This window comes from Micromonospora sp. NPDC005163 (genome assembly GCF_053599835.1).
In genome coordinates this window covers 54,235-80,503 of the sequence record NZ_JBSFYP010000013.1, presented here as the reverse complement: position 1 = coordinate 80,503, position 26,269 = coordinate 54,235, and the positions used below count along the sequence as shown (strand labels likewise).

Sequence of the window (26,269 nt, the reverse complement as noted above, 5' to 3'; positions counted from 1 at the left end):
AACCTGGCACCGTGCCAACGCCCGGAGGTGCAGGACCACGTGATCAGCCCCCTCGCCCGCCGTCTACGGCTCGGCAACGCCATCCGCGAACTGCGGGACCAGGCGGGCCTCACCGGCGTGGAGCTCGGCCGCCGGGCCGGGCTCGACCGGACCGCCGTGTCCAAGGTCGAGAACGGCGAGCGCCGTCCGCTCGACACCATCCTCAAGCTGCTCGACGTACTCCTGGCCGAGGACGACGAGCGGTACCGGGGACTCCAGCGGGTCGCTCGCGACGGCCTCGCCAAGGGCTGGTGGACCGGACCGGAGTTCGCCGGCATGGGTGAGCGCCAGGCCAAGACCGCCGACATCGAGAGCGGCGCCCGCACCATCCGCGAGTACCAGAACTCGCTGCTGCCCGGCCTGCTCCAGACCGAGGCGTACGCACGCCACCGAGGCCAGGTGGCGCTCGACGACGGAGCCGACTTCGACCTCAACGGCACCGTCGCCGGTCGGCTCCGGCGGCAGCAGCAGATTTCCGGCCCGGACGGGTCGGACTACGACGTCGTGCTGGAACCGCAGGCCATCGAGCGGCAGCCTGTGCCGCCCGGGGTCATGCGGGAGCAGTTGCTTCACCTGCTCGACCTGGCCACGACCAGGGAGAACATCAGCGTCCGCGTCCTGCCGGTTGACGCCCGGCTCGGCCGCGGATACGTGCCACGCTCGCCGTTCTCCCTGTACGCCTACCCGGACGCCGAGGACCTGACGCTGGTCGCCGTCGACACCGTGACGGCCGACCTGCTGGTCACCGACGCCCGGGAGGCGCAGCGGTACGCGCAGCTGTTCGACCAGCTGCGTGACGCCGCGCTGTCCACCGAGGAGAGCGCGGACCTCATCCAGAAGGCAGCCGGCGCGTTGGCTGCCGAAGCCTGACCCAGGGAGTCCCCCATGAGCGATCCCGAGTTCCGCCGCTGGCGGAAGTCCACCCGGTCCGACGGCGGCCAGAACTGCGTCGAGGTGTCCGACGCCGTTGACGGCAGCGTGATGCGAGTCCGCGACAGCAAGGACCGGTCCGGGCCCGCACTGACCTTCAACGGCGCAGGCTGGGCCGCGTTCATCGCTGGCGCGAAGAACGGCGCGTTCGACCTGGCCTGACCACCACCAGCACCCCACCGAGGGGCCGGCACCGCACGGTGCCGGCCCCTCGTCGCGTCCACGGCAGACACACCGAGTCAGTTCCCGCGTTCCCCTTGTGACATAGACCAGCTCCGTGCCATGCTGGCACCGTGCTAGCCGGCACGGTGCTAATTCAGCACAGTGCCACGCAAGACCAACTCGGAGAACAGCACCCCTGGGGGCATCTCATGGTCCAGGCAGGACACGGTCTACATGCAGCACCCCGCACCACCCCGCTGGCAGACGACGACGTTCCGCCGCCGCCGCCCGGCGAGCTTGTCCCCCACGAGGGGTACATCGTCTTCGCCGACGCGGAGCACCGCCTGACGTTCGCCGGCTTCGTGCTGGCCGTCCACCGACCCGGCCGCCGATCCCTCAACCTGCGCCTGGGATGGCGGCCCCGCCTGCACCGGACTCAGCGCTGCACCTGGTGCACCAACTCGTGGCCGTGCACCGCCACCCAGTGGGCGCGGACGGTGCCGGAGGGCCCGGCGGAACCGGCATCCCCGGGCCCTCCGGGACCGTCCGCGCCGCCGAACTGGAACGGCCCCACCCTCATCGGTGGGCTGTTCACCCGTGCGCAGGCGTGGCGTGGCCACGGGGGGCGGCCATGACAATCCGCCTGCCCAACGTCATCCCGAACCTCTCCCGCAGCGTCATGTACCGGCACTGCGTCGAGGTCTACCTGCGGCACCAGCCCGGCCCGATGGGCACCTGCTCCTGCGGGCAGGTCGGCTGCCGGTCCCGCTACAACGCCTCCGTCGTCATCGAGGCTGCGGGCATCAGCCCCACCTCGGTCACGGCCGCCGACGCCGCGCCCCAGCCGTGGCACGAGCGGCCCGTTCCGTCCGCCGTCCCCGCAGGGGGTGCCGGGGCGGCGCAGGAGCCGGCATACCCGACGGGCATGGCGTCAGTGCCCGACGTGGCCCGGCCGGTCCTGGCCGGGGGGCAGGCGGGAGGTGGAGCCCGCCGCCCCCCGGCGTGCAACCCATGGTGAACCCGCCGCCGTCGCTGCGGACCAAGATGACCGCGACGACCGACCCGTACCTGCTGCGGCTGCTGCTGTGGTGCGGGAACTGCGACCTGCGGATGGTCTGCGCCTTCCTCTCCGGTCCCCGTGCCGGCGGCGGCACCATCAACCAGCGCACCTACAAATGCGGCATGGCCTGCCGCCGCGAGGTCCTCGACGCTGACGCCATCGAGTCGATCGTCTGGACCGCCGCCGAGCGGCGAGCCACCATCAGCGACATCGCCGTCCCCTACCGCCAGTCCGTGCTGGAGATGCTGCTGGTCAAGGCCACCATCGGTCCGACCGCCGCCGACATCAGCTACGTCTGGCGCACCTAGACCCCGCCGGTCGCCGCTTCCCGCGAAGCGACGGCCGGCGGGCCACAGCCCGCGCTACCGAGTTCCCCCCCGTGTTCTCGGTCGCGCGGAAAGAGCGGGCCCGCTGCGCAGCTCACGGTGCAGTCGCGGCGGGCCCGCTCACCCGGGCCGCAACCAACCGGTCCCGCGCCATCCACGCCGGACCGATACCGTAGAGGCGTCCCCCGACAGCCGATCACTGCTGCCGGAGGACCACCCGTGGACATCATCAGCCGCGCCGAATGGGGCGCCCGCCCGCCCGAGTCCCGCTCCACCGTGCCCTGGTCCAAGCGGACCGTCTTCATGGGCCACTACTCGGCCGCCAGCGCCACCCAGACCCCACGCCAGATCCAGGACTACCACATGCGGGTCCGGGACTGGAGCGACATCGGCTACAACTTCCTCATCAACTCCGTCACCGGCGACCTCTTCGAGGGCCGCGGATGGACCGTCCTCGGCGCGCACTGCGCCGGCCACAACACCGAGTCCATCGGCGTCTGCATCATCGGCAAGGACCAGGCCGGCCGCCAGGACGTCTCCGACGCCGCCCGCCGCGCCTTCAAGTGGCTCTACGACGAGGCCAACGACCGCAAGGGCAAGCGGCTCACCCTCCTCGGCCACCGCGACCGCGGGTCCACCGAATGCCCCGGCGACGAGATCTACGCCTGGCTCAAGGCCGGCCTGCCGGTCGTCGGGCAGCCCCCCGCGACGCAGCCGAAGCCGCCGGCCGGCACGAAGCCGGCGCCGGGCACGCCCATCGCGTTCCCCTTGCCGAGCGGCTGGTACTTCGGGCCGGCCACCGGTCCGGACTACTCGGTATCCGGCAAGTACGAGCGCTACTTCCGGGGCCGCACCGACCGGGCGTGGCTCAAGGAGTGGGCCAGCCAGATCGCCCGCCGGGGCTGGTCGGTCGGTAAGGGCCGCAGCTGGCTCGGCAAGGCCGGCAACGACGGCATCTACGGCCCGGAGTACCGCGCGTTGGCCCTGGCGTTCCAGAAGGACCAGCACCTGGACCAGGACGGCCTGATCGGCGTCAACACCTGGAACGCCGCCTACCGCAACCCGGTCACCTAGGCGGCCCTGTCATGACGCCCGAGCAGGTACTCGCCTTCATCGGCGGCGGGTCAGTCGCGGGCATCGTCATCGACCGCCTCGTGACCTGGGTCATCGGCCGGCGCAAGGAACGCACCACCCTCGCCGACTACGAGACCCAGATCGCGGAGCGGCTGCTGGGCCGCATGGATGCCCAGCTGTCCGGCGCGGAGACGAAACTCCACCTCGCCGAGACACAGATGGCGGCCGCGAACCTGACCATCGCCGGACTCCGCGAGGAGCTGGCCCAGGCCAAGGCCGAGGTCGCCCATCTGCGTACCGAAGTGCAGGCCCGCAAGAACGTCGCGGCCGAACGCGACCAACTCCTCATCCAAAACGCCCAGCTCAAGGCGAAGATCCAAACCCTCGGAGGTACCCCATGAGCACTGCCACGCAGACCCGCCACCCGTGGCGGGCCACCGCCCGAACCATCTTCGCCGGTACGGTCGCCGGCCTGTCGCTGCTGCCGACGATCGCCGTCGCCGGCGGCATCGACACCGTGCCCGCGGTCGCCCAGGTCGTCGGCGTCGCCGCCGCGATCACCCGGGTACTCGCGCTGCCCGGCGTCGAGAGCTTCATGGAGCGGTTCCTGCCGTTCCTCGCCGCAGCGCCGGCCGCCGAGGAGCTGCCGGCCACGCCGGCGCCGGTGCCGCCAGGCACCATGTTCCGCGACCGCGACTTCCGCTGATCCACCGACACGAGGAGGGCGACCCCGGTTGGGGTCGCCCTCCTCGCTATGTAGAGCCCGCGCGCCTCATACCGCCCAGCGCACAGGCGAACGAGTCGTCAGTCTCGTCGTCGGACCACTCCTCGCGGTCCTCCAGATCCGCCTCCGTCGGCGGAGCCTCCAGCGCCTGCCGGAACTTCGCCACGTCCTTCTCGGTGCCGCCCTCCACCCACCAGGCGTAGATCACGTCCAGCAGCGACGGCAGCGGCAGGTCCAGCGGCTCCCGGCCGGTGCGCAGCAGCATTGAGCCGTGGAACTCGGGCCAGCGTTTGACCGCCAGGGTCAGGAGTCGCTGCCCGACCCAGTAGGGCGGGCCGACCACTCCTCGCACACGTGCTGGAAGATCGCCATGGCGTCGCTGAAGTCGAACTCGTCGTTCGTGTTCAGCAGCCGCTTCTTGAACACCGCCAGGCTCGGCGGGTCCAGCGTCTGCTCGAAGAAGTCGAGCACCGCCGCCACCTGGTCCGCCTCGGTCCGGCTCGACGATGCCGCCGCCATCAGGTACGCCAGCTGCGCGTCTTTCGGCGCCCGGCACACCATTTTCTGCTTGTCCAGCTTGAACTTGACGTCCGGCAGCTTGTTGCCGTCCCCGGACGCCGCCGCCTTCGCGCTGGTCGTGAACTCCTTCATCTGCTTCCTCCCCTATGAGCGGACGATCCGGAACCCCGCCGAGACCGCCACTTCCTCCATCGCCTCGCGCAGCCATGGCTGCGCCCGCGTGCCCGGGTGGTTCACCAGCGTCGTGAACACGACCTGGCCACCCGTCTCGAACCGCAGCGTCCCGCCCGGCCGCCGGGGCCGGATCTGGTGCGGCTTGGTCCCGCCGTGGACCATCGCCGCGTACTCCGTGTCGTTCACCACGAAGCCGTACACCTGGCCGGACCGGACGCCGACCTCCTCGCGGTGCGCGGAGCGGAGCCGGCCGGTGTCCACCGGGCACTTCAACACGGCCCGGGTCCGGACGCGTCGGGTCACGCTGCGCACGAACGACAGCACCGGCCCGATCGGGCCGGTGAGCAGCTGCCGCATCTCCCCCGCGAACAGGTCGAGGCGCGTATTGACCCGCACTCCCATCAGCGCCGCCGGGTCCGTCTCGGGCCGTCACCGTCGGCGGCCGCCGTGGTGGTCGCCTCGCCGGCGTCGCCGCGCTCGTCGCCGCCCGCCTCCGCGGTGGCGACCGCCGTGGTGGTGGCCGGCTCGGCGTCGCCGCCCTCCAGGACCTCGTACCTGCCGGCGTCGACGAGCGTCGCCAGCCGCGGACCCCACTCGACGTTGTGCAGCACCGCGCCGTCGGCGACGCCCGGCATCGCCGCCAGCGCCTTCACCGTGACCTTCTGGCCCTTCCGCATCAGACTTCCTCCTCGCACACGCAGACGTTCGTCATCACCGCGACCAGGACCTCCTGGCCCACGCAGCCGCCGGACGGGCCGACGCTGGACTGCTCCCCGATCCACACGTCCTCAACGGACTCGACCTTCTGCAGCTCGCACAGCACCGCCCGCCGGATCCGGCCGGCGTCGTCGGCCAACTCCGCCGCCGAGCGCTCGAGTTCAGCCCCGGTCGGCGGGTTCCCTTGGTCGTCGGGGCTGGGCGCGCAGCGGGCGCTGCCGGCACCTAGCTCCACCGCCCAGAACGCCCCCGGGTCGTTGCCCGCGCCGAGCGGCGTCCCGCGCCCGTTCGGGAAGTCCCCCGCCAGCACCGGGTACGTCCGCACGATCCGCACCCACGCCTGCCCGTCGCAGCACGAGTCGATCGCCACGTCCCGGCCGGGCACCACCGCGCACACGGCAGGCGCCCCGCCGAGCGCTTCGGCGAGCGCGTCGCCGACGAGCTCGCGCAGCCGCACCGCTACCGGCCACGCCACGTCGTCGGCGACCTGAGCCACCGGCTCCGTCATGACGTCCTCCTCCTGCCCCGGTCCAGATCCGGCGACCACACCACCGAGTCACGAGGCAGTCGGTGTGGGTTCACCACCCGCAGCCACTGGTCGACCTCCGGCAGCCCGGTCATGCCGTCCTTGGCGAGCTGCGCCGGGTCGACGAACGTCTGCTGCACACCCTGGCGCACCAGCGACTGCACCCGCCTGGGCAGCCGGCAGGTGTTGTCGCTGACCATCGCCTTCGCCAGCTCGCAGGCCATGTGGCCGGCGGCGATCTTCCCGCCCGCCGGCACCTCCACTCCCCGCTCGTACGTCACCGCCCACGCGCCCGGCTGGTCGTCGGCCACCGTCAGGTCCTGCCGGTCCGGCCAGCACTTCCCGTCGACCCGCACCAGCCACCGCCGGTCGTACACCGCGTACGCCGCCGCTGGCACCACCGCCCCGTCGACGAGCACCCGCGTGACCGCGTGGACCGGGCCGGGCAGGCTCAGCTCGCACCCCGACGAGCTGCACGAGCAGATGTGCCCAACGCAGCCGCAGAAGGCGACCGCCAGGCTGCCGTACGACAGTGGCAGCCACCGCTCCAAGCGGAGCCAGGCGTCGTGATCGTTGCGCCGGCACGGCCGCACCGTCGTCGGGCACACGCCGTACCGGCGGCCGGACAGGGCCCACAGGATCTCCGTGGCCAGGTCCGTGGCCGCCGCCCGGGCCGCCTCGTCGATGGCGTCCCAGCCCTTGCAGTACGCCGTGTTCAGCGGCCACTGGCACGGGCCGGTTCGCACCGGCTGCGTCACCGCTACCTCAGACCGCGGGGGCGACGAACGACTTGAAGCGCGACGCGCCCGTAGTCGTGTCGGTGACCGTGATGAGGTACGTCCCGGGGGCCGCGTACTCGTGGCTCACCTTCGCCAGCTCGGCAGGGCCGATCGTCTGCGCTCCGTCGCCCCAATCCACGGTGTACGGCTGCGGCGGCGGGCCCGCCGGCACGTACGTCGCCGTGTACTCCGCCGTCATGTCGGTCGCGTCGGTGGCGTCGGCCGCCACGGTGCCGTCCGGCGGCCGCGGGGTCACGCCGCACGTCGGCGCCGGCGGCGGCAGCTGCGTCCAGTCGAGGTGGAGCAGGTCGAAGTCGCCCATCGGGCTCTCCAGCGCCTCGACGCCCGTCGACCGCAGGTAGACGTCGTACGGGCCGGTCCCCCACCCCGGGTTCTCGATCGCCTTGCCGGTCAGGGTGAAGCTGGCCGCCCCGTTCTCGATCGTGAAGTCGCCGATCTGCCCGTCGATGATCTGCGGGAGCAGGAAGTACCCGAACCGGGGTCGCTGCACCGCGCCGGCTGCGCACTTCTTGAGCGCCGTCCCCGACCACAGCTCCAGCGCCACCGCCGAGTCGAGGTTCACCTTGCTGGTGATCCGCAGGCCCGTTGCGTTGCCGTCCTCGTCGAGCACCACGGGCATCCCGGTGAACAGCGTGTACAGCTCCGGGTCGACCCGGCCGGCGGTCACCGTCACGTTGTACAGCTTGATCCGGCGCCGGGCCGGCTCGTAGACCAGGCTGTCGCCGTTGGCGTCCTTCTGGTCGATCTCCTCGCCGTCGTCGACCTCGGCCGCGTACTCGACCGAGACGAAGCCCTTCGACGTGACGTGGATTGGCCAGCCTCCGGCGCCCAGGATCGGGTCACCGCAAACCCCGAGCTTGGTGGCCCGGAGCATCTTCCCCTTCACGGGGGTATCGCACACCGCGGACATCGGCACATCCTCAACAGGAGAGCTCCATGCCCGGCCCGCAGCCAGCGGCGAATACCCCGCCAGCGTAGCCGAGAGGGCGCTGGCCCCGGGTGGGACACAGCGCCCTCGGCGTCAGGCTGTCGGCGGTGCTACCGCTGCACGCTCGGGTGGTTGCCCAGCACCAGGTCGCGGATCAGCGCCTCGATGTTCTCCGCCCGGTCGTGCGGCACCCGGAAGTCGATCGTCGTCGCGCCGGCCACCACCGCCACGGCGGTGTGCAGCCCGTCGCGCCGGCTGGCCACCGACTGCACCGCGCGCATGGCGAGCATCTGCCGGCCCTGCTGCTTGAAGCGCGGCCGGCACGCTGGCGCGAGGAGCGTCAGCCCGATCGTGTAGACGGCGAGGATCACCAGCAGCACGTTCGCCACCTTCGTCCGGCCCGGCTTGCTCCACTCGATCCGATCCGGCCAGATCGCGACCTGCGCGTTGCGGCCGGCTATGTGGCTCTCGAACGTCGTCAGTGGCTGCTCCATTGTGCTTCCTCCACAGTGAACGGGGCCGCACCCGATGGGTGCGGCCCCGCATCTTGTCACGGCCGGGCAACGCCCGGCAGCCCCGTCACAGCGTCCGGCCGTCGATCACCTCAACCTCCATGCCCAGCTCGGCGGCCTTGCCGCGCAGCGCCGGCTCCACCTCGTCCCAGGCGGGCCCGTCGAGCACGTACGCGCTGCGGCTGTCGCCCTTCACCGTCGTCGCCATGACCGCGGTACGGACGTCGAGCACCTTGCCGCTGCGCTCGCAGACGATCTGCCGCATCACCCCGTGCCGCAGCACGTCCCGGCTGATGAACTTCTCCCGGTCGGCGTCGTTGTCGGCCAGCAGCGCCCGGAACACGTCGCTCGACATCAGACCCTCCCGGCCGGGGTCAGCCACGGTCCGGCCAGCGGTCCGGCCGGGGCCGGCGGCGTCTGCCGCGCGGTTCCCTCGACGATCAGGCCACGGCAGCCGCCGCACACCACCTCGGTCACCGGGCCCAGCGCCAGGTCGACCGGCGTCTTCACCGCCCCCTTGCAGCCCACGCACGACAGCGACAGCAGCCGGGGCAACCGCATCCCGAGCAGCAGCATGTCGCGAGGCACCAGCGTCTCCCTCGGCTGCCCGCCGCGCGGCAGGATCACCAGGTTGACGCAGTTCGGGAACTCCCGCACCGACTGCACGTCGGCGATCGCGACCAGCTGCCCGAACAGCAGCACCTCATCGCGGCGGCGCAGCTCGTCCGTCCGGATCGGCTGGCTGCCCTGTCCCCTCGTCCCAGCGGTCACGCCGCCGTCTCCTCTCGCTCCAGCCAGCAGAGCCGGCTCTCCACATCGACCACCAGCTGCTCGGTCAGCCCGGACCACACATCGGCCGGCAACGTCGCCAGGTGGTGCCACCGACCGGCCCGGGCCGCGTAGACGTGCAGCGCGCCCAGGCCGTGCTCCCACAGGTAGGCCCAGCCGTCGCCGTCGTCGGGCGCGTCCTCGCCCATCCGCCCGACGAGCGCCCGGCCGGACACCTCGGGGCGCGCCGCGCGCCCCATGCCGCACACGTACGCCCAATCGGGGCGCCGCTCGGCGACGGCCGCCGCCGGCCACGGCGTGCAGGCCAGCACCGACCAGTCCCGGTGCAGCAGCGCCTCCACGAACTCGGCGGTGTCCCGCCGGAAGGTGCGCGCCCAGATCACCCGCAGCTGCGCGAGGGTCCAGCTGGGCTGGCCCTCCAGCTCGACGGTCCGGGCCCGGTACCACCGGCTCCCCGGGGCGAACTGCCCCACCAGCGCCTTCATCCCACAACCTCCCGCCTGCGGTCGCGGACCGCCTCCATGTAGCCCCGGAAGTCGCTCGCCCTCCACTGGGTGGCGTAGCCCCGCTTCTGCACGTCCAGCAGGTCCGTCACCGTCAGGCTCGGCAGCTCGTGCACCGACCAGCACGCCCACGGCTTCCACTGCTTCGGGCCGCGCTCGGGGAGCACCCCCAGGTAGACGTGCAGCCGGTGGCCGCCGAACAGGTACGCCCACTCGCGGTCCCCGGCGTTGGCCGAGGCGAGGTGCCCGGCCTCGGGCTCCGGGCCGCTGTGGCTCGGCACGCCGACGAGGTGCCCGGCGGTGCCGGTGCCCGGCAGGGCGTACAGCCTCGACCAGTCGGAGCGCATCAGCTCGTCGACGGCCGCCTGGACGTTGTGCCCGAGCATGTCGTGCACCAGCACGGACAGGGCGGGCACGATCATCGTCGGGCAGGCGTCGTGCTGGACGTGCCTCGCCCGGTAGAACCCGCCGGCACCCTCGGTGCCGATGAGCGCTCTTAGACCCACGTTGACCTCCACGTGAACTTGGGTCGAACCGATACCTTGCGCTGTCCGGTCGCAATCGTCAATAGCGGCCGTACAGCGAGAGCCCATCTAGGAACTCCGCACCGGGGCCGGGCGCCGCCCAGCCCCGCCTACGCAGCCACTAGCCGCGCTCGGTCACCTCGGACGGGTCGGCCGGCCGCGCGTCGCACTCGTCGACCGGCTCGTCCCCGTGCACGCAGTCCGGCTGGTGCGGGTCCGCGATGTGCTCCCGGCAGTGCACGCAGCAGTCCTCGGCGTCGTAGCAAGCCCCATTCGGCAGGCACTCGACTGCCACCCGCTTGCCCTGCTGGATCGCGCTCTTCGCCATCTGTTCCTCCACGTGAGACGGGGCGAGGTGTACACATACATTGTATGCGACCAGTCCCCGCACGTACACAGTTTATGTACGTGCGGGGCTGTGTAACAGGTCACACAAGGCCGGTCAGAACAACCGGCCCTGCCGGAACACCGCCTCCGCGTCGAACGTCGACGAGGCCGGCGGCGCGGGCCGCGGTGCCGGAGGCGGGGGCGGCGGCTTCGGCCTCGCCTTGCGCAGGTGCCCGTCCAGCGCGCTCTCCGGCGTCGGCAGCTCCAGGACGTGCCGCACCGCCGCGATCTGCCGGGCCAACTTCCACGCCCGCTGCATCTCGTCGATCGCCACCTGCCGGGTCCGCAGTGCCTCGTGCATCCACTCGTCCAGCAGCCCGTCGCCGCAGCCGACGACCACCCGCCAGCCCAGCCCCCACAGGTGGAAGTTCACCGCGCACAGCGCCGCCGCCAGCGGGTCGAGGTCGTTCGCCCACCACTCGCACGTCGTCGGATCGAGCCCGTTCTCCCGCATCGCCTGCGCGGCGCCGAGCAGCATCGTGCCCGTGCCCGCGCACGGCTCCAGGACCCTCGTGCCCTCGGTCGGGGCCAGCATCCGGCCGAGCAGCAGCGTCACGCTCTCCGGCGTGAGGAACTGGCCGATGCCCTTCTTCCCGCTGTGGCTCTTCATCGTCTGGAGCAGCATCCCCAGCAGGTCAGTGTCGCCCCAGCCGTCCGGCCCGCACCGCCCGAACAGGCCCTTGCGCAGCGCCGCCTGACCGACGGCCTGCACGGCGCGCAGCACCGTCTCGTCCTGGTCCTCGTCGATCCACGACCACAGGTGGATCGTCCGCGGGTTCAGGTCGGGCCGGATCGCCGCGAACTCGCACCACAGCCGCTGCATCAGCAGCCCGAACCCCTCGTAGTCCAGGCGCTCGAACGTCTCGGCCAGCGCCGCAAGCCGGTCGGGGTCCTCCGTCTCCCTGGCCACCAGCGCCAGGGCGGCCACCACCGACATCGGCACCTCGATCCGCGAGCCGCCGTACCGGCTGTGCCACGCGTAGTCGACCGCCTCGGCGATGTCCCGCGCGTGCTGCCGCGGGTCGGCCGGCACGGCGTTCGCGCGCCGCGCCACCGTCGTTGTCGTCATCTCTCTCCTCCACGTGAACCGCCGGCCTCCCGCCGGCGGGAACGGCAGCGCCCCCGCAGCCACGTCGGCTACGGGGGCGCTCGGGTCGATCAGCAGCAGTTGCCGCACACCCCCGACGCGGGCAGCACGGTGAAGCACTCCCCGCACATCGCCTTGCGCACCTTGGCGATCTCGCGCTCGTTCGCGCGCCGCTGCTTGGCGTCCGCCACCCGCTGCCGCTCGGCCAGCACCCGCGCGTTGTGCTCGTCGACCGCCCGCCGCTCCTGCGGCGTCGGGGTGCGGAACAGCGGCTGCCCGCTCGCCAGTCGCTCCTGCAACTGCGCGTTCAGCGCGGTCAGGCCGGCAACCAACTGCGTCTCGCGGTAGCTCATCTCGCGGCTCATCGGGGCACTCCTCGCTACGGGGGGCAGCTTGCTGTACATACTCATTGTATCCAGACGCCACTCCTCACGTACAGATTTTATGTACGGCTCGGGCTGTGGAGCGGGCCACACAACGGCGACGCCCCCCGCGCCGCGTGGCGCGAGGGGCGTCGGTCCTCTCAGCTCAGAACGACTGGCGGTACACCTCGTGCGTGTAGCAGTGCCAGTAGTCCTCCTGGTTGTCGAACCCCGGGCAGTCGAGGTGCTCGGCCGCCTTCGCCGGCGGCACCTTCGTCAGCTCGGCGGCCGGCAGGTGCCACCGCACGTCGTCCGGGTCGACCACCACCACGCCGCCGCCCTTCACCTGGTCGACCAGGCCGCGGTGCTCCTGGCCGTCCCACGTCCAGGTCACCACGTCGCGCTCGGCCAGCTCGGGCGCCGGCTTCGGCCGGGCCGCCTTCACGCTCTCGGCGACGATCGCCAGGGCCTGCCGCCGCTCGGCCACCTTCACCAGCGCCGAGTCCAGCGCCGCCGCCTTGTCGCTCACGGCGGCCAGCAGGTCGCCGCGCACCGACGTCCGCAGGTCGCCCGCTTTCGCGGTGACCACCGCGTCCTCGGTCGCCCCGGTCAGCTCACGCGCGTGCCGCTCGACCTCCCGCTCGGCCTCAACTACCTGCCGCGCCAGCAGGGCGATCAGGCCCCACTGGTCGGCGGCCTCGGCCTCGACGCCGAACTGCCCGGCCAGCTCGTTGACCCGCTTCTCCATCTCTCAGCCCTCCTGTAGGGGTAGCGCGTTGCGTACATATTCATTGTATGCGAGTTTCAGCCTTACGTACAATCTCTATGTACGCCCCGGGCCGTGGAGCGGGTCACACAAAAGCGCCGCCCCACCTGGCACGGGGAAGAACCAGGCAGGGCGGCGCGAGTCCGAGGCGTGGGGTCTACCGGCCACTCCGCGAGGTACGCGACGCCCGGGACGCCTTCGTCGACGGCTGGGAGGACCCACCGTCCGACTTGGCGTCCGCCTCGGACACGTCGGCCCCGGCGTCAGCCGACGTGCTGTCCACGCCGGCGTCAGCCGTCGGCTCGCTCGGGGTCTCGACGACGCGCCCGTCGTCAGCCGACGTGCTCTCCACGCCGGCGTCAGCCGCCGGCTCGCTCCGGGTCTCGACGACGCGCCCGTCGTCAGCCGACGTGCCCTCCGCGCGGGCGTCAGCCGCCGGCTCGCTCGGCGTCTCGATGACGCGCCCGTCGCCGGTACCCAGCACCTGCTGGGCCAGGTCGTCCGGCACGTCGAACGCCAGCCCCAGCGGGCCGTCGCTCGTGGTCAGCACCTCGTCGTGCCGCTCCTCGCCGGCCGCGTCGAGCAGCTGCCGCGCGAGGGCCTTCGCGTCCGCGCGGTCCTTCGCGTAGATCAGGGGCATGTCTCCTCCTACGCCGGCACGCCCGGCAGCTTGACCTTCACCGCCGCCACCGCGCAGCTCCACCCCACCGTGTAGAACCGCTCGGCGACCGCGAACACCTCGTTGTCCTTGCGATCCAGGGCCTCGTCCAGCTTCGGCAGATACACCGCCGACCGCCGCACCATCACTGGCCCCGTCCCGTACAGCCACGCCTCACCAGCGGCCGGCGCCACACCACCCGGGCCGACGCCGGTCGTCTGCGCGAACACGATCGGATCGCCCAGCGGGGCCACCAGCCGCGGACCCTCGATCCGTGACTGGCCCTTCTCCGAGAACCACCCGGCCGTCCACCGGGGAGCCCACAGCACACCCAGCACGCCGGCCCGGTCGCTGATGTGCGCCTCCAGCAGGCCCACGCCCGTCTCCAGCGGCACCGGTGCCGCGTCCGAGCCCGCCAGCACCTCGGTGTCGACCTCCGCCAGGTACGTCGCGTTCCCGGCCTCGCCGGTCCACACGTAGTGCTCCAGCGACTGCTGCTCGACCAGGCCCAGCGCCCGCCGCCCACGGTCCAGCAGATCCGGCCGGGCCGTCGACCGGCCGGTCAGCCCGCCGTACAGCCGGATGACGGCGGCCTGCACGCTCGGTACGCCGTCCGGCAGGACCATCGCCGCCCGGTTCGCGTCGGAGGCCGCCGCCAGGTTCGTCGGCGCCGGGGAGTCGACGCACTGCGGCTCCCACTCCACGCCGGCCTGAAACTCGCGCTGGTCGGCCGGGTCGACCACGGCCGCCGCCGAGAACAGCCCGTACCGGATCGGCGTCGTCGCCGGGGCTTCCACGTACACCAGGGGCTGCGTCACCCGTCACCTCCTCCGGGGAGGGGGCCGCGCCGCGCGGGCGCGGCCCCGTCGAACGGGTAGCTCAGACCGCGGAGCAGTCGAAGGCGACGGTCGACCCGGTGACGCCGGTCGGGCACAGCGGCACCGACACCTTGTACGACACAAAGCACCGCTTCACCAGAAGCGTCGCCTGCTCGGTGAACAGCGCGATGTACTCGTTGTCCTTGAGCTTCGTCGAGTCGTACACCGCCGACAGGTCGATGATCGGCTTGGAACCCGTCACCCACGTGCCCGGCGCGTAGATCAGCAGGTCCACGTTCGCCGGCCACTGGCCCGGGGCCCCCGTGCCACCGAAGCCGCTGCCGCCCACGTCGGCGTACCCGTCCTGCCAGTCGTAGACGAACTGCGGCCGCAAGTGCCGCCGGGTGAACCACGCCGTGACCTGCTCGTCGGTCACGTCGAGGTAGTTCACCCCGGCCCGGCGGCTCATGTCCGCCCGAATCCAGTCGATCAGCCACAGCGGCGCGACGCACTCGAGGAGCTGCCGGCGGCCCAGCCGGTACCGGTACCGGTAGTCCGTCGCCGCCAGGGACACCGCGCCGAGCAGCGCGGTGGTCGTCTCGTCGCCGTCGACGTCGCCGCCGAGGGTCAGCGCGAACTGCGTCGACTGGCCCGGGGCAGCGGCCATGCGCTGGATCAGCCGCGCGTTGATCTTGTGCTCGTGGGCGGTCAGCGCCCGCCGCACCACATCCCGGGTCAGCTCCGGCCACACCGCGTTCTGCACGATGTCCTGCTCGATCTGCACCCCGTCCACCTCGAGGCGCGTCTCGGCCCAGTTCACCGTCGGCACCCTGTAGGCGGGCTTGTCCGTGCCTGCGGTGCTGTCCGCCTCGGTCTGCACGAAGCCGACCGCCGAGTACAGGTCGCGGAAGTCCAGGTTCGACGGGACCTTGATACCGCCGCCGCGCGGGATCGTGATGCCCGGGAGGTCCAGCAGACCGTCGTTCGTCTCCAGGCCCTCGCACAGCTCCCACAGCGTTTCGGATGGGGCGCCCCAGCCGCCGGCCGCGACGAGGTTGCCTCCGGGCAGCCGCGACTCGGTGGCGGCCAGGTCGACCAGCTCCATGTCGGTCAGGCCCCTGCCCCCGGCAACGAGCGCCTGGTCGACGGGCAGCTCTACCCGCGCCACGTTCTGCTTGATGCGGGTCGCGACCCCCACCCCGCGCGGAAAGCCGGCGAACTTGTCGTCGAACGCCGACGCGACCTCCGACACAGAGGAAAACACGTGCCCGTGCGGCACGTTCGGCACGTCCGCAGCCGCCTTGATGACCGCCGACTTGCCGGCGCTGGTCACCTTCGGCTTCGGCTGCCGGCGGGCCGCCCGGCGGGCCAACGAAGCGACGACCGGCGTCGGCTGCGGTGCTGGCACGTCCGCGACCTGGTGCTCCTCCGCCGAAGGATCGTCGCCATCGTCGCCATCAACGTCGCTGTCGCTGTCAGCGTCGCTGTCGCTGTCAGCGTCGTCACCCTCGCTATCGGGGGCATCGGCGGCGCCGTGCACGGCCGCGTCCAGGTCGTCCAACTCGGAGGCCACCTGCAGCGCCGCCTGCTCAATCTGCTGCTGCTGGGTGCGCACCGACTGGACAAACGTGGCCAGCTCACGCAGCCGGGTCAGGCCGTTAGCGTCCAGGGCCGGGTTGTCGCGCAGGGTGTCGAACGCCGCCACGGCCTGCGTCTCCAGCTGGCTCAGCGCGTCGAGGTCGAGCCCGTCCAGGCTCCCAGGGATCTCGAATTCCACCGTCGGCTCCTCAGCACGGTAGGGATCTCAGTCCCGACCGGCCCGCAGCCAGCATCGGTGGTTCAGCGCACAGCGTATCTCAAGCAGGAAGCTTGCCGTCCCTTGACATTGCATCGCATCATTGGATGCATCGGGCTGAATGTACGGCCCGACCGCTATCGAGGTAGCCCTTCATCAGGAAGCCCTACCCCAGCGTGAAGCGCGAGGCGAGACGCGGATTTTGCCGTATTGGCCTGAGACGAAAGGCGGGGATCACATGAAACCCGATTCCATCAGGTAGGAGCGTCACGTGGGAGGAGCCGCAGCGTGGATCGCCGCGGTTGCTCCCCTAACGACCTTCGTGATCCTCCTGCTCGTGACCCTGCATTTGGTAGGGCGGGTCGAGAGAGCGGGCGGATACATCGAAGTGAGTTGGAAAACCGTCGCGTTCCACATCAAGTGTTCGTTTTCGCCGGAAGGGTCCGCTGATCCATCCGCTGGGCCGCAAGGTCCAGTACCAGGTTATGCGAACCCTGCGGGAAGTCCCGGGGACGTTGTTACAGGCACCGTCACCCCCACGACGGGGGGTGGCCCATGACGTAGATGCTGCGGGTGCGACGCCAACCGGCGTCGCACCCGGCCTACTTTTGCACCTGGCGGATCGTGCCGCCGCCGCCCCGCCGCACGTCGGCGATCTCCGCATCCGTCTTCGACCCGTACTCACCGCCCTGGCGGCCGTCCTCGTAGGACAACACGTACACAGTGCCGCCCCGACGCTTGCTGCCGCAGTTGCAGCCCATCGGCTCCTCCCCTCTACTTGCCGTGCACCGTGGCGGCCAGAGCCGCTACGAGGGTCGTTCGGTCCCGGCCAATCGACGCCGCGATCCGCTCGACGTTCGCCGCGGTGGCCAGCCGCTGCCGTTCGGCCTCGAAGCCTGCGGCCACCGCACGGCGGACCGCCGCGTCCAGCGTCTGCGGGGACAGCGGGTCGCGCTGCCGGCGCTGCGCCGACTCCGACGCCTTCCAGCCGGTCCAGCCGGAGGCGACCATCGCGTACGCCCGGCCGCCCGACGAGCGGCCCCGCACCACGGGGAAGCCGCCGACGTTGACGCACAGCGCCGCGACGAGCTGACGCGCACCGCCGATCCACCGCCAGTCCCCCGACAGCGGCGACCGACGCAGCAGCTGCACCTGCTCCGGCTTGGCCTCGGGCACCAGCGACCCGGCGACCCACGTGCCGTGGGCGTCCCGGCCGGCACGGACCACCGCGACCTGCGTGCCCGTGTCGTCGTAGTGCGCCACCGCGCTCGCCGCGCTGGCCGCCAGGTCGGCGTGCCCGGTCGACGCCGTGATGTGCCCGACCGCGATCAGCTCCCCCTCGGCCGTCTGGATCTCCGGCCGGTGGAACCAGTCGAAGCCGCCTTCCTCCGGCGGCATCACGCACTGCCCGCCGGTCAGGAACGACAGGTGGCAGTCCCGGTCGGCCAGGTGCCCGAACACCCTCCCGTCGGCCGTCACCGTGATCGGCGTCAGCTCGCCCAGGCCCGGGTCGTCGAACCACACCTTCGGCGGGTACAGCGGCGCGACCTCCGACTTCTTCGCCGCCGCGCCGGCCGCGGTGACCGGCTCTTCCTCTTTCTCCACCTCTTCTGAGGCTTCGTCGTCGCCGTCGGCGGGCTCGTCGTCGACCAACTCCAGCTTCGCCTCCATGAACGCCTGCGTGCCGACGAGGGTCACCGCCATGACCCGGCCCTTCGTCACCGTGATGTACGGCTCCTCGCCGGAGTCGATGAACGCCTCCCACTCCTCGTCGCTCATCTCCTCAATCGGCGTGCCCTTCGCGTCCGTGTACACGAACTCGAAGTCGTCAAGGTCCACCGACGGGAACAGCACGCCGCTGCGCAGCAGCTCCAGCGCCTCCCCCAGCTCCGGCACGGCGTCCAGGAAGTCACCCGAGCCGGTCAGCTTCGACTTCTGCACCTCGCCGGCCGTGATCCGGCCGATCGTCACCGCGCCCTCGTGCCCGGGGGCGTCCGACCGCGCCCACCGCAGCGGGATCGGCAGGTCGCGGAACGACCACTCGCCGTCCGCCGCGAAGATCCGCCGGTCACCCGACCTGGCACCCAGCGGCGCCAGCGTCCCCTTCCACGTCGCCATCTGCTTGCCACCCTTCGCGGCTCCCGCCGCTGTCACCGTGATGTCCAACCCGCTGGCCCGATCCCGTCGTGGCCAGGGGTGCTCAGGGACCGCAGGCAGGGCCTCGCCGGCCTCCACCTCGATCATCGTGCAGCGGCAGCTCACGACCTGCCCGGCGGGCGCGGCCGGGTCGCCGGGGAAGCGCAGCGGCACCCCGCCGACCATGAACACGCCGTCCAGGGCGACCCGCTGCCCGTCCGCGTCGCGGTGGTCGTCGCGGGTCCGCTCGTCATGCGTGGCCACCCACACCTTGTCCAGCTTCTCGTCGAGCGCCTGCTCGGCGGTCAGCCAGGCGGTCAGCGTGCCCGCGTTGTACGCGCCGATCGTCTCCGTCCGGGCGATCGTGACCGCCCTGTCCTCCCACGACAGCTCACCGAGGATCGCCTCGATCGCGTCGCGAATACGCGGGATGCTCGCGCCTTCGGCGGTGAGCTCCGCGACGACGGCGGTCACCTGCGTCCACGCGCTGTCTGGCACCCCGGAGAGCCGGTTCGGCAGCGCCGCCAGGTACTCGTCCTTCATCTGCGCCACGCGCAGCGGCTCCAGGTCGCCGCCCCCGTCGGCCACGCCGGCGAGGAACGTCGCGTCGACCTCGGGCAGCAGGTGCACCGTCATCGCCTCGAACCACGCCTGCCCGGCGCCGGCGAGCGCCGACGGGTCCGGCGGGAGCGCCGCCGCGGTGACCGGCAGGGTCAGCGCCCGCGCCGAGCGCAGCCAGGTGCTCAGCGCCGCCCGGGCGGCCCGCTCGACGCGCTTCTCGGCGGCGAGCACCCGCGCCTCGTGGTCGAGGCGTAGCGGCAGCCACAGGTCCGGCTCGGCCACGCTCACCCCTCCGGGGCGGGCGGCAGCACGGCGACCACGTTGATCGTCGAGCCCGTGACCTGCACACCGCCGTCGGGCAGGCACGCCGGCATCCCCGAGGTGGTGCGCGCCACCCGGTGGATCGTCAGCGCGCTCTCGCGCAGCTCCAGCTTCACGAAGTCGTCGTTGAGGTCGATGTTCAGCAGCGCGAACGCGTCGCGCAGCTGGGTCAGGGTCACGTTCGCCGGGTCAGCCACGGGTCCTCCTGGTGTGCTCGTGCCGTGCCACGTCGGCCGGGTCGCAGACGTGAGCGCCGTCGGTCAGGGGCGGCTGGTCGCCGTCCCACAGGTCGCCCCACCACCCGCAGTTGCGGCACATCGTCCAGCGCAGGACCTCGCAGCCCTTGCCGCGTCCGGACCAGCGGCACGCGTGCCCGTGTGCCTGCACCAGGTCCGGGGCGGGCGCGGTCGGGGCCGTCATGCGGGCACCAGCTCTCCGCGCACCGTGCGGGTCAGGTGCTCCCGCAGCTCCGCCGGGTCGTGCCGGGCGCCGGTGACCAGCAGCCCTCCGACGTACGTCGTCAGGGCGGCCGTCAGCTTCTCCGGGTCGACGTCGAGCCGGGTGGCGATCGCCGGCACCGCCGTGAACGCGCCCTCCAGCAGCCGGGGCACCGACGTCGTTGTGGACTGCCGCACCGTGTGGTACTCCCACGCCTTGAGGCCGGCGTGCCGGTACCGCTCGCGGCCGACGACCCGCTTCCCGGCGATCTCCAGCGCCCGCAGCGCCAGCACCTCGCAGGCGGCGACGAACGGCCCGCTCAGCGGCTCCGCGGCCGACGCCGCGATGGCGTTCTGCTCGGGCGGGCCGCGGTCCTCGGTGTCGCCGGGTGGCGGCTCGTTGGTCGTCGGTTCCTCCTCCTCGCCGGCCGGTAGCTCGGCCGGCTGCGGGGCCGGCTTCAACGCTTCCGGGTCGATCGGCACGCTAACCCCGGCGACCTCCAGCAGCCGCGTCACGAGCAGCGGCCCGGCCGCCGGCACCGCGCGGATGATCTCCAGCAGCCGGCGCAGCTCCCGCTCTTCGTCGGTCGGCTTGTCGCCGTCGCCGAAGCCGGTCTCCCGGCGCAGCGCGTCGCCGGACAACTCGCCAAGGCCGTACAGGTCCTTCGCGTCCGCACCCTTGTCCGGGGTCTGCGTCAGCTCCGACGTGTCGTACCAGACGATCCACCGCTTCGCGTCGGCGACGCCGGGCGCACCCTCCAACGCCGGCCACAGCATCTGCTGGGTCAGCGCCGCGCAGAACAGCTCCAGCTTCGACTCGACGTGGTACTTGATCGTCGCCTCGTCGGTCATCCAGGCGCCCCAATGGTTCGCCTGGGTCATGCCGAGCAGCATCTCCGGCGGGGCGTCCAGGCCGAGGGCCAGCCGCCGGATCGCGCCGTCCAGCATCGACGGCACCGTTGCCGACAGCTCAGTGGCGAAGCTGAGCAGCCGCGCCTTCTCCAGGTGCTCGGCTGGGCCCTGCACCACGATCGGGACGAGGGCGGCCACCGAGTCGCGGTCCTTCACCGCGGTGGTCATCGCCTCGGTCAGCGTCGCCAGGAACGACGTCACCCCGTCCTCGGCGTCCTCCTCCTGCTCGGCGGCGGCGAACGACAGCTCGTTCGGCAGCAGCAAGATACCCGCCCCGGCCAACCGGGAGTCGATCTGCGACTGGACGTACTGCGTCAGCCGCTCGATGAGCCGCAGCACCCGCCGGTTGGCCTGCACCTGCGACTTCGGCAGGGCGTGCCTACGCGGCGACGGTGCCCAGATCCGGACGATGACCGTCTCGTCAGCCTCCAGCTCGCGCGGGCCGTCGCCCTGGTCGAGCACGTACTTCCCGGCGCGCTCTTGCAGCTCCTCGTTGGAGGCGATGAACCACCGCTCCCGGTCGGTCGCGTTGCCGGCGTCGTCCTTCTCCGGCTCGCCGATCAGGTAGCACTCGCCGGGCACGCCGAGCTGGATCCCGGCGTCGTGCAGCAGCTCGCCCTGCTGGCCGGGGCCGCCGAGGAACGTCTCGTTGACGCCGGCCGGCGCCTGATCGGGTGTCTCGACCGGCCGGCCCTGGTCGTCGACCTGCGTGATGTACAGCCGGGCGCGGCTCATCGCCTTCGCGATGAGGTCGACCAGGTACGCCAGCTCGCCGCACTGCTCGTAGTGCCGCCATGCCTCTTCCTGCCACTCCTGCTTGGTGACCTTCCGCAGGCTGCCGCTGGACTCGTAGCGCATCTTCGCCGCCGAGGCGACGACGGCGGTCGCCTTTCCGACCTCGCTGTCGACGTTCGGCTTCGTGCCCCACCACGCCATGCGCTACTCCCCGGGCTCGGCGCGCACCAGCAGGCCGGTCGCGTGCGACAGGGCCAGCGCGACGGTGGGCACGTCGACCCACCAGTAGCCGGACCAGCGGGGCACGTCGGAGAGGTGCCACCAGCCGCCGACGGCCGGCACGGCGATCCACACGGACAGGCACCAGCGGCAGAACAGCAGGTACGCGAGGAGGCTGCCGTCGGGCAGCTGCCTCACGACCGCCTCTCGGAGTCGCCGGGTGATCTCGTCGGCGACGACCAGCCGGGTCACCCGCGCGACGAAGAGCAGCACCACCGCGATCTCGATCAGCCCCGTCACGGCTACGAGCATAGACAATGGCACTGCGACCGCACAGACATCAGCACGTGCGCGAATGCTCTACCGTGGCCGTGGCGGGAGCAAATACGGCGCCAGTAGCTTCTATGTTGGGCGCTTGCCCCTAGCCGCACGCTGGTCCGGAGGCGAGCCAGAACGCCCTCCTGCGGAACGACGAGAGGTTCGGAGCACCTCGGAGGGTGATGGTGGACGCTGAGGAACTCATGCAGGTGGACCAACAGCTACGCGAAATGTGCCTTGAGCGAGGGCTCGGCTGGGTCTTGTCGGATGTCGATGAGCTCATCCGCCAGGGGCAACACGTTGCCGGCCGGCCCGAGTACTTCCAAGAGTGGGCAACCGATCGATACGGCCGCTACCCCGCGCGGATCGACCCAGGCAAGCGACCGACCACAGCAAGTCTGAGGGAGACGCCCTTCTCCGCGCCTGACAGGACCCTGCTGCTCATCGACGCAATGCTGGCGGTGTTCACCCAGCTGCCTGCAATGCAGGCAGACACGTTGGAAGCGCTGCGGGACGGCCGGAACGGCCTGGCTCCACCGGTCAACTCGGTCACGTTCACGGGTGGGGATGATGAGACTGCCCCCTTTGACGACTTCGACGGCGAGGCGATGGGACGAGTATCCGCGAGTCTTCAGCGCCTTCGCGCAGCGGTGATCGAGCAATGAGCGAGCACGTAGACGGCATGTTGAGGGAACTGGAAGCCAACCTAGACGCCGCAACGCATCCGTTCACGTCGGCGTCAATCGCGGACCGAGTCTATGAGGCATACGTCTTCTCGCTGGTGGTAGCAGCGGCGTTGGACGCCGGAGCGGCGGTGAGCTACCGCGAGGGCAACGGCAAGGAGGTGACCGATCTCGTGTTCCGGGGCGCACCCGGTGTCATTTACTCCAGTGATCCGCAGTGGACGTTCGCCGTACTAGGGTTCGGCAACGCACCGCCCCTCGAGGTTCACGTTCGCGTGAAGATCATCGGCGGCAAGACCCGCACGGAGGGCGAGTGCGATGTCCTGATCTTGGACCACCACGCCGCAGCGAGCAGCAGGTACAGGAGCAAGTCACCGCCGGCATCGAAGTGCCTGGCCGTCATTGAATGCAAGTTCTACCCTGGCCCGCTTCCTGTCTCGCTGGCGCGGGAGTTCGCCCAACTGTGCCACGACCGCGGTAACAACGTCGTTGGATACTTCGTCTCCAACCAGCGCTCGGCCATGGTGTGCCAAACGCTTGCCGCCACGCCGAACGCCGTGTGCGAGTTCGGAGTTCTACCGGGTACCAGGCAAAAAGGCCATCTGACAACATTGCTGCGCGAAGCATTCAAGAGGCACGTCGCCCCCCAGGACCCGACGCATGTGATCTGACGCCCCGGTGGCTGGCGTCCTTCTGGCTCGGAGCGATCTCCGGTCCACTCAGGGGCCGGGCCTGAAGCGACGCGTGGTGGCGAGTCTCAGGCTCGCCCTCTGGCGGCTGACCCACCTAGTGTCCTGTGTTCAAGAGTCGTTTGCAGGCCGCGGCGAGGGCGTTTGGGGATCGAAGGCTGTTCGCAATGGCATTGACCGCGTGTGTGACGTCGAGCCGCACTCTATGGCGGCGGCAGAGGGAAGGATCGCCCATGGACATGGCGACACTCGGCCCGTTGGCCACCAAGGCGGCCGTCAACTGCAGCACCATCATCGGTCGGAAGCTGCTGACCAGGTACCAGCGGAACAAGATCGCCACCGAGGCCGCCGGCATCCTGGTCGCCGGGAAGATTGAACGGTTCATCGAGCACCTGAACCCTCAGCAGCTCCGTCGGTTTCGGGAGTTCGCCGAGTCCGCTCAGTTCGATCACCTGGTTCGCCAGGCCATGATCTCCTCCCTCGCCTCGACAACCGACGACACGCGGAGCGCGATCCGTGAGCAGCTGCGGCACGGCTTGCGCCACCACGGCGAGTTCGCCGAGGCAGACCTGCTACAGGCCACCGACGTACTACACGAACTGGTGGACGCCGCGGTGCATGCGGTGCGGCAGACTGCGGCACCAGGAACGCTCGACAGCGGCCGCGCCGTGGCGATGGCGGCCAGGGTGGCCGCTGCCGGGGTGCTCAACAGCGAGCTGCTAAACCGCCTCAAGACGCTCGACGAAGTCCACCAGTTCGCCAAGGCGGTTCGATCTGCGACCAAGGCCGGCCACGCGAAGCTGCGCATGGCCGCGCACGACTTGAACCGCCAGGTCGACTACGCCCAGCTGTACGTCACCCCAGTGCTGCGCCCGGCGTCAGCCTCTCCCTTGTGGGACTCATCGGCCTCAGAGACGTTCACGCTGGCCGACGGCATGAACAACGTGGTTCGCTTCGTCATCCTCGGTGACCCGGGCGCGGGAAAGTCCACGCTGGCCGCAAAGCTCGCCCACGACCTGGCAGCCGACAAGATCGGCGGCCTGGAAGGGCAGGTGCCGATCCTGCTCGTCGTGCGTGCACACACTCAGTCACTGCGCACTGATCACCACACCCTGCTGCACTACCTGGAGGCGGCCTGCCGGCGTCCTGGCAACGTCAACCCCCCACCTGATGCGCTCGAGTATCTACTGCTTAACGGCCGCGCCACGGTCATCATCGACGGCATCGACGAACTCGGTGACAGCTCCTACCGGCAATCATTCGCCCAACTCGTCGATGGCTTCGCCCACCGCTACCCGCTTGCCCGCGTCATCGTCACCTCCCGAGTCGTCGGCTATCCAGACGCCCCCCTCGACTCTGACCTGTTTCCGACCGTCGACATCGCCCCCTTCAACGAGGCCCAGGTCAACCAGTACGCCAGCCGATGGTTCAGGCTCGATACCTCCTTGGACGAGGACCAGCGTCGACAGCTGACCGAGGCTTTCATGCGGGAAAGCGAGGTGGCCCGCGACCTGCGAGTCAACCCGCTGGTGCTGTCGCTGCTGTGCGGCCTGTACTCGACCGTTCATTACATCCCACGTAACAAGCCCGAGATTTACGAAAAGTGCGCCGAGCTGCTATTCGAGACCTGGGACCGGACACGGGGCATCGAGGTCACACACCGGTACGGGGCACACATCCGCCCAGCAGTGCAACGCCTCGCCTGGCGGCTCTTCACCGACCCGCAGGGCCGCCAAGCGCTGCCACGCGCGGAGCTGATCGCGTTCCTCGCCGAATACATGAAGACCAAGCGGTTCGAGGACCCAGACGAAGCGGCTCAGGCCGCAGCTGACTTCCTTGACTTCTGCGCCGGCCGCGCCTGGGTACTCACCGACGTGGGCTCCGACGCCCTGCAACCGCACTACGGGTTCGTGCACCGCACGTTCCTCGAGTTCTTCGCCGCCTCCCAACTCGTTAAGCACCAGCCCGATCCCGAGGTGGTATGGGAGCAGTTGGAGCCGCACCTCCTCGACAGCACCTGGGACGTTGTCGGCCAGCTGGCAGTGCAGATTCTGGATCGTCATTGCGACGACGGCGCCGACCGCGTATTGCGCGTCGCGCTGGCCCGCGTCGACGAGGTCGCCAACGCCTCGCTCAGCCACCTGACCTTTGCCGGCCGGTGCATGGAGAACATCGCCCCGAACAACACCACGCTCCGGGATGTGGTCACCCGTGTGGTGGCCCGATCGTGTGCAGCACCAGCGGCCGACCGCCGGTGGACGCAACTGGAGAACGACCCGGAAGACGACATTCCACTTTCGGCGCTGCTGGCGGTCACCGCGCCGGACAATGCCACCCGCATAGCCCGTGCGATGGCTGACGCCGTCGAGCACTATGCCAGGGTTATGTCCCTGAGCAGTTCTGCCGGATTGCTCTACGACATGCTGCTAAACCACCCACTCGACGGCAGACACCGCACCGGCGAGTTGATCAAGGGGCTGGTCGCGGATGACTTGTCCCAGCGCGCCGTACCCGAGACGGCCCGGGTGTGGCACCGGATTGTTCAGCAGCCCACCGCCGATGACCTGGCCGAGCACGGCCTCTCGATCCTCTACGAGCTGACTTACGTAGGCGGCGCTACCATACTGCCTGTTTTCATGGAAATCCTGGAGGGAACTGTCGCCCCGCACTGGGACCGGACGGCAGCAGCCGTCCCTTGCCGGTGGGATGACACCCTTGAAGGGTACTACCCCCAGATCATTGCCAACCGTGACTGGCTCTCCCGCGCCGCGTTGCCGCGGAACGTGTGGGAGGAGGCGCTGGTGGGGTTCGACGAGGCAGCACTGCGCGAGATGCGCAAGCACAGCCGCGCAGCCCTGATCCTGCTGTTGCTCCCGATCATGCGGGTTGCGAGGAACCGACGCGACGATCATCAGCTTGACCAGTTCATGACCGCTGTGGAGGGCGGCTACCACGAGGCGGCCGTCGACGTCGTCAACTCCTGGGCGTTGCCCGCCGAAGCCCACGACTTCCTCGTTGAATGGGTCCGGCGACCCCAGCTGACGGGAGCAACCCTGCCGGGTTCGGCTGTCAGATAAC

General features: G+C 70.8%; 35 protein-coding genes. 11 read left to right on the top strand and 24 right to left on the bottom strand.

Annotated features, from left to right (window positions below; all coding sequences use genetic code 11):
- The first annotated feature begins 39 nt into the window (after positions 1-39).
- The 8 genes from ACWD6N_RS12090 (at position 40) to ACWD6N_RS12055 (ending at position 4,297) form a co-directional block, all read left to right on the top strand.
- Positions 40-909, top strand: coding sequence for a helix-turn-helix domain-containing protein (locus tag ACWD6N_RS12090; protein ID WP_450004727.1), 870 nt, complete (start codon positions 40-42; stop codon positions 907-909).
- Positions 910-924: 15 nt separating this feature from the next.
- The gene (locus ACWD6N_RS12085; protein ID WP_450004726.1) at positions 925-1,131 is read left to right on the top strand and encodes a DUF397 domain-containing protein; all 207 of its coding nucleotides are present in this window, start codon (positions 925-927) and stop codon (positions 1,129-1,131) included.
- A 209-nt stretch (positions 1,132-1,340) separates the two neighbouring features.
- Complete coding sequence (locus ACWD6N_RS12080) at positions 1,341-1,766, top strand: hypothetical protein (protein WP_450004725.1); 426 nt, start codon at positions 1,341-1,343, stop codon at positions 1,764-1,766.
- Complete coding sequence (locus ACWD6N_RS12075; RefSeq protein WP_450004724.1) at positions 1,763-2,149, top strand: hypothetical protein; 387 nt, start codon at positions 1,763-1,765, stop codon at positions 2,147-2,149. The genes ACWD6N_RS12080 and ACWD6N_RS12075 overlap by 4 nt, the downstream gene beginning before the upstream one ends.
- A complete protein-coding gene (locus ACWD6N_RS12070; protein ID WP_450004723.1) occupies positions 2,143-2,499 on the top strand; it encodes a hypothetical protein in 357 nt (118 codons plus the stop codon). Before ACWD6N_RS12075 ends, ACWD6N_RS12070 begins: the two co-directional genes overlap by 7 nt.
- A 237-nt stretch (positions 2,500-2,736) precedes the next feature.
- Positions 2,737-3,591: a peptidoglycan recognition protein family protein gene (locus tag ACWD6N_RS12065; protein ID WP_450004722.1), complete on the top strand. Its 855-nt coding sequence runs from the start codon at positions 2,737-2,739 to the stop codon at positions 3,589-3,591.
- Between the two features lie 11 nt (positions 3,592-3,602).
- Positions 3,603-3,992 carry a hypothetical protein gene (locus ACWD6N_RS12060; RefSeq protein WP_450004721.1) on the top strand — a complete coding sequence of 130 codons (390 nt, stop codon included), beginning with the start codon at positions 3,603-3,605 and terminating at the stop codon, positions 3,990-3,992.
- Complete coding sequence (locus ACWD6N_RS12055) at positions 3,989-4,297, top strand: hypothetical protein (RefSeq protein ID WP_354966285.1); 309 nt, start codon at positions 3,989-3,991, stop codon at positions 4,295-4,297. Before ACWD6N_RS12060 ends, ACWD6N_RS12055 begins: the two co-directional genes overlap by 4 nt.
- 46 nt (positions 4,298-4,343) lie before the next feature.
- Here ACWD6N_RS12055 and ACWD6N_RS12050 read toward each other — a convergent pair whose 3' ends face one another.
- The 24 genes from ACWD6N_RS12050 to ACWD6N_RS11935 form a co-directional block, all read right to left on the bottom strand.
- Positions 4,344-4,658 (bottom strand): hypothetical protein, encoded by a 315-nt coding sequence (locus tag ACWD6N_RS12050; protein WP_450004720.1) that lies wholly within the window; start codon positions 4,656-4,658, stop codon positions 4,344-4,346.
- The gene (locus tag ACWD6N_RS12045) at positions 4,619-4,966 is read right to left on the bottom strand and encodes a hypothetical protein (RefSeq protein ID WP_354966286.1); all 348 of its coding nucleotides are present in this window, start codon (positions 4,964-4,966) and stop codon (positions 4,619-4,621) included. Before ACWD6N_RS12045 ends, ACWD6N_RS12050 begins: the two co-directional genes overlap by 40 nt.
- A 12-nt stretch (positions 4,967-4,978) precedes the next feature.
- On the bottom strand, positions 4,979-5,404 hold the full coding sequence (locus tag ACWD6N_RS12040; protein ID WP_354966287.1) for a hypothetical protein: 426 nt from the start codon (positions 5,402-5,404) through the stop codon (positions 4,979-4,981).
- A gap of 5 nt (positions 5,405-5,409) precedes the next feature.
- The gene (locus ACWD6N_RS12035; protein ID WP_354966288.1) at positions 5,410-5,685 is read right to left on the bottom strand and encodes a hypothetical protein; all 276 of its coding nucleotides are present in this window, start codon (positions 5,683-5,685) and stop codon (positions 5,410-5,412) included.
- On the bottom strand, positions 5,685-6,233 hold the full coding sequence (locus tag ACWD6N_RS12030; protein ID WP_354966289.1) for a hypothetical protein: 549 nt from the start codon (positions 6,231-6,233) through the stop codon (positions 5,685-5,687). Before ACWD6N_RS12030 ends, ACWD6N_RS12035 begins: the two co-directional genes overlap by 1 nt.
- Complete coding sequence (locus ACWD6N_RS12025; RefSeq protein ID WP_450004719.1) at positions 6,230-7,009, bottom strand: hypothetical protein; 780 nt, start codon at positions 7,007-7,009, stop codon at positions 6,230-6,232. The genes ACWD6N_RS12030 and ACWD6N_RS12025 overlap by 4 nt, the downstream gene beginning before the upstream one ends.
- A gap of 7 nt (positions 7,010-7,016) precedes the next feature.
- Entirely contained in the window at positions 7,017-7,937 is a 921-nt protein-coding gene (locus ACWD6N_RS12020; protein WP_450004718.1) for a hypothetical protein, read from the bottom strand.
- Between the two features lie 152 nt (positions 7,938-8,089).
- Positions 8,090-8,473 carry a hypothetical protein gene (locus ACWD6N_RS12015; protein WP_354966292.1) on the bottom strand — a complete coding sequence of 128 codons (384 nt, stop codon included), beginning with the start codon at positions 8,471-8,473 and terminating at the stop codon, positions 8,090-8,092.
- Between the two features lie 85 nt (positions 8,474-8,558).
- Positions 8,559-8,846, bottom strand: coding sequence for a hypothetical protein (locus ACWD6N_RS12010; RefSeq protein ID WP_354966293.1), 288 nt, complete (start codon positions 8,844-8,846; stop codon positions 8,559-8,561).
- Positions 8,846-9,262 carry a hypothetical protein gene (locus ACWD6N_RS12005; protein ID WP_354966294.1) on the bottom strand — a complete coding sequence of 139 codons (417 nt, stop codon included), beginning with the start codon at positions 9,260-9,262 and terminating at the stop codon, positions 8,846-8,848. Before ACWD6N_RS12005 ends, ACWD6N_RS12010 begins: the two co-directional genes overlap by 1 nt.
- On the bottom strand, positions 9,259-9,765 hold the full coding sequence (locus ACWD6N_RS12000) for a hypothetical protein (protein ID WP_354966295.1): 507 nt from the start codon (positions 9,763-9,765) through the stop codon (positions 9,259-9,261). The genes ACWD6N_RS12005 and ACWD6N_RS12000 overlap by 4 nt, the downstream gene beginning before the upstream one ends.
- Positions 9,762-10,289, bottom strand: a complete 528-nt coding sequence (locus ACWD6N_RS11995) for a hypothetical protein (RefSeq protein WP_354966296.1) — start codon at positions 10,287-10,289, stop codon at positions 9,762-9,764. Before ACWD6N_RS11995 ends, ACWD6N_RS12000 begins: the two co-directional genes overlap by 4 nt.
- A gap of 139 nt (positions 10,290-10,428) precedes the next feature.
- Positions 10,429-10,635 (bottom strand): hypothetical protein, encoded by a 207-nt coding sequence (locus ACWD6N_RS11990; RefSeq protein WP_354966297.1) that lies wholly within the window; start codon positions 10,633-10,635, stop codon positions 10,429-10,431.
- 114 nt (positions 10,636-10,749) lie between these two features.
- The gene (locus ACWD6N_RS11985) at positions 10,750-11,763 is read right to left on the bottom strand and encodes an N-6 DNA methylase (protein ID WP_354966298.1); all 1,014 of its coding nucleotides are present in this window, start codon (positions 11,761-11,763) and stop codon (positions 10,750-10,752) included.
- Between the two features lie 89 nt (positions 11,764-11,852).
- A complete protein-coding gene (locus ACWD6N_RS11980) occupies positions 11,853-12,146 on the bottom strand; it encodes a hypothetical protein (RefSeq protein ID WP_354966299.1) in 294 nt (97 codons plus the stop codon).
- A 163-nt stretch (positions 12,147-12,309) separates the two neighbouring features.
- Positions 12,310-12,891: a hypothetical protein gene (locus tag ACWD6N_RS11975; RefSeq protein WP_450004717.1), complete on the bottom strand. Its 582-nt coding sequence runs from the start codon at positions 12,889-12,891 to the stop codon at positions 12,310-12,312.
- A gap of 175 nt (positions 12,892-13,066) precedes the next feature.
- On the bottom strand, positions 13,067-13,549 hold the full coding sequence (locus ACWD6N_RS11970; protein ID WP_450004716.1) for a hypothetical protein: 483 nt from the start codon (positions 13,547-13,549) through the stop codon (positions 13,067-13,069).
- 8 nt (positions 13,550-13,557) lie between these two features.
- Positions 13,558-14,385: a hypothetical protein gene (locus tag ACWD6N_RS11965; RefSeq protein WP_354966302.1), complete on the bottom strand. Its 828-nt coding sequence runs from the start codon at positions 14,383-14,385 to the stop codon at positions 13,558-13,560.
- Positions 14,386-14,446: 61 nt separating this feature from the next.
- Complete coding sequence (locus ACWD6N_RS11960; RefSeq protein WP_354966303.1) at positions 14,447-16,162, bottom strand: major capsid protein; 1,716 nt, start codon at positions 16,160-16,162, stop codon at positions 14,447-14,449.
- 792 nt (positions 16,163-16,954) lie between these two features.
- Positions 16,955-19,159, bottom strand: a complete 2,205-nt coding sequence (locus ACWD6N_RS11955; RefSeq protein ID WP_450004715.1) for a phage minor head protein — start codon at positions 19,157-19,159, stop codon at positions 16,955-16,957.
- A gap of 2 nt (positions 19,160-19,161) precedes the next feature.
- Positions 19,162-19,395: a hypothetical protein gene (locus ACWD6N_RS11950; RefSeq protein WP_450004714.1), complete on the bottom strand. Its 234-nt coding sequence runs from the start codon at positions 19,393-19,395 to the stop codon at positions 19,162-19,164.
- Positions 19,388-19,618, bottom strand: a complete 231-nt coding sequence (locus ACWD6N_RS11945; RefSeq protein ID WP_450004713.1) for a hypothetical protein — start codon at positions 19,616-19,618, stop codon at positions 19,388-19,390. The genes ACWD6N_RS11950 and ACWD6N_RS11945 overlap by 8 nt, the downstream gene beginning before the upstream one ends.
- Positions 19,615-21,483: a hypothetical protein gene (locus ACWD6N_RS11940; RefSeq protein WP_450004712.1), complete on the bottom strand. Its 1,869-nt coding sequence runs from the start codon at positions 21,481-21,483 to the stop codon at positions 19,615-19,617. Before ACWD6N_RS11940 ends, ACWD6N_RS11945 begins: the two co-directional genes overlap by 4 nt.
- 3 nt (positions 21,484-21,486) lie before the next feature.
- The gene (locus ACWD6N_RS11935) at positions 21,487-21,801 is read right to left on the bottom strand and encodes a hypothetical protein (RefSeq protein WP_450004711.1); all 315 of its coding nucleotides are present in this window, start codon (positions 21,799-21,801) and stop codon (positions 21,487-21,489) included.
- Between the two features lie 203 nt (positions 21,802-22,004).
- Here ACWD6N_RS11935 and ACWD6N_RS11930 point away from each other — a divergent pair, with 203 nt between their 5' ends.
- The 3 genes from ACWD6N_RS11930 to ACWD6N_RS11920 all read left to right on the top strand — a co-directional run bounded on the left by ACWD6N_RS11930 (position 22,005) and on the right by ACWD6N_RS11920 (position 26,268).
- Positions 22,005-22,484 (top strand): hypothetical protein, encoded by a 480-nt coding sequence (locus tag ACWD6N_RS11930; protein WP_450004710.1) that lies wholly within the window; start codon positions 22,005-22,007, stop codon positions 22,482-22,484.
- The gene (locus tag ACWD6N_RS11925) at positions 22,481-23,173 is read left to right on the top strand and encodes a hypothetical protein (RefSeq protein ID WP_450004709.1); all 693 of its coding nucleotides are present in this window, start codon (positions 22,481-22,483) and stop codon (positions 23,171-23,173) included. Before ACWD6N_RS11930 ends, ACWD6N_RS11925 begins: the two co-directional genes overlap by 4 nt.
- A gap of 251 nt (positions 23,174-23,424) precedes the next feature.
- Positions 23,425-26,268, top strand: a complete 2,844-nt coding sequence (locus tag ACWD6N_RS11920; RefSeq protein WP_450004708.1) for an NACHT domain-containing protein — start codon at positions 23,425-23,427, stop codon at positions 26,266-26,268.
- The last annotated feature ends 1 nt before the right edge of the window (position 26,269 follow it).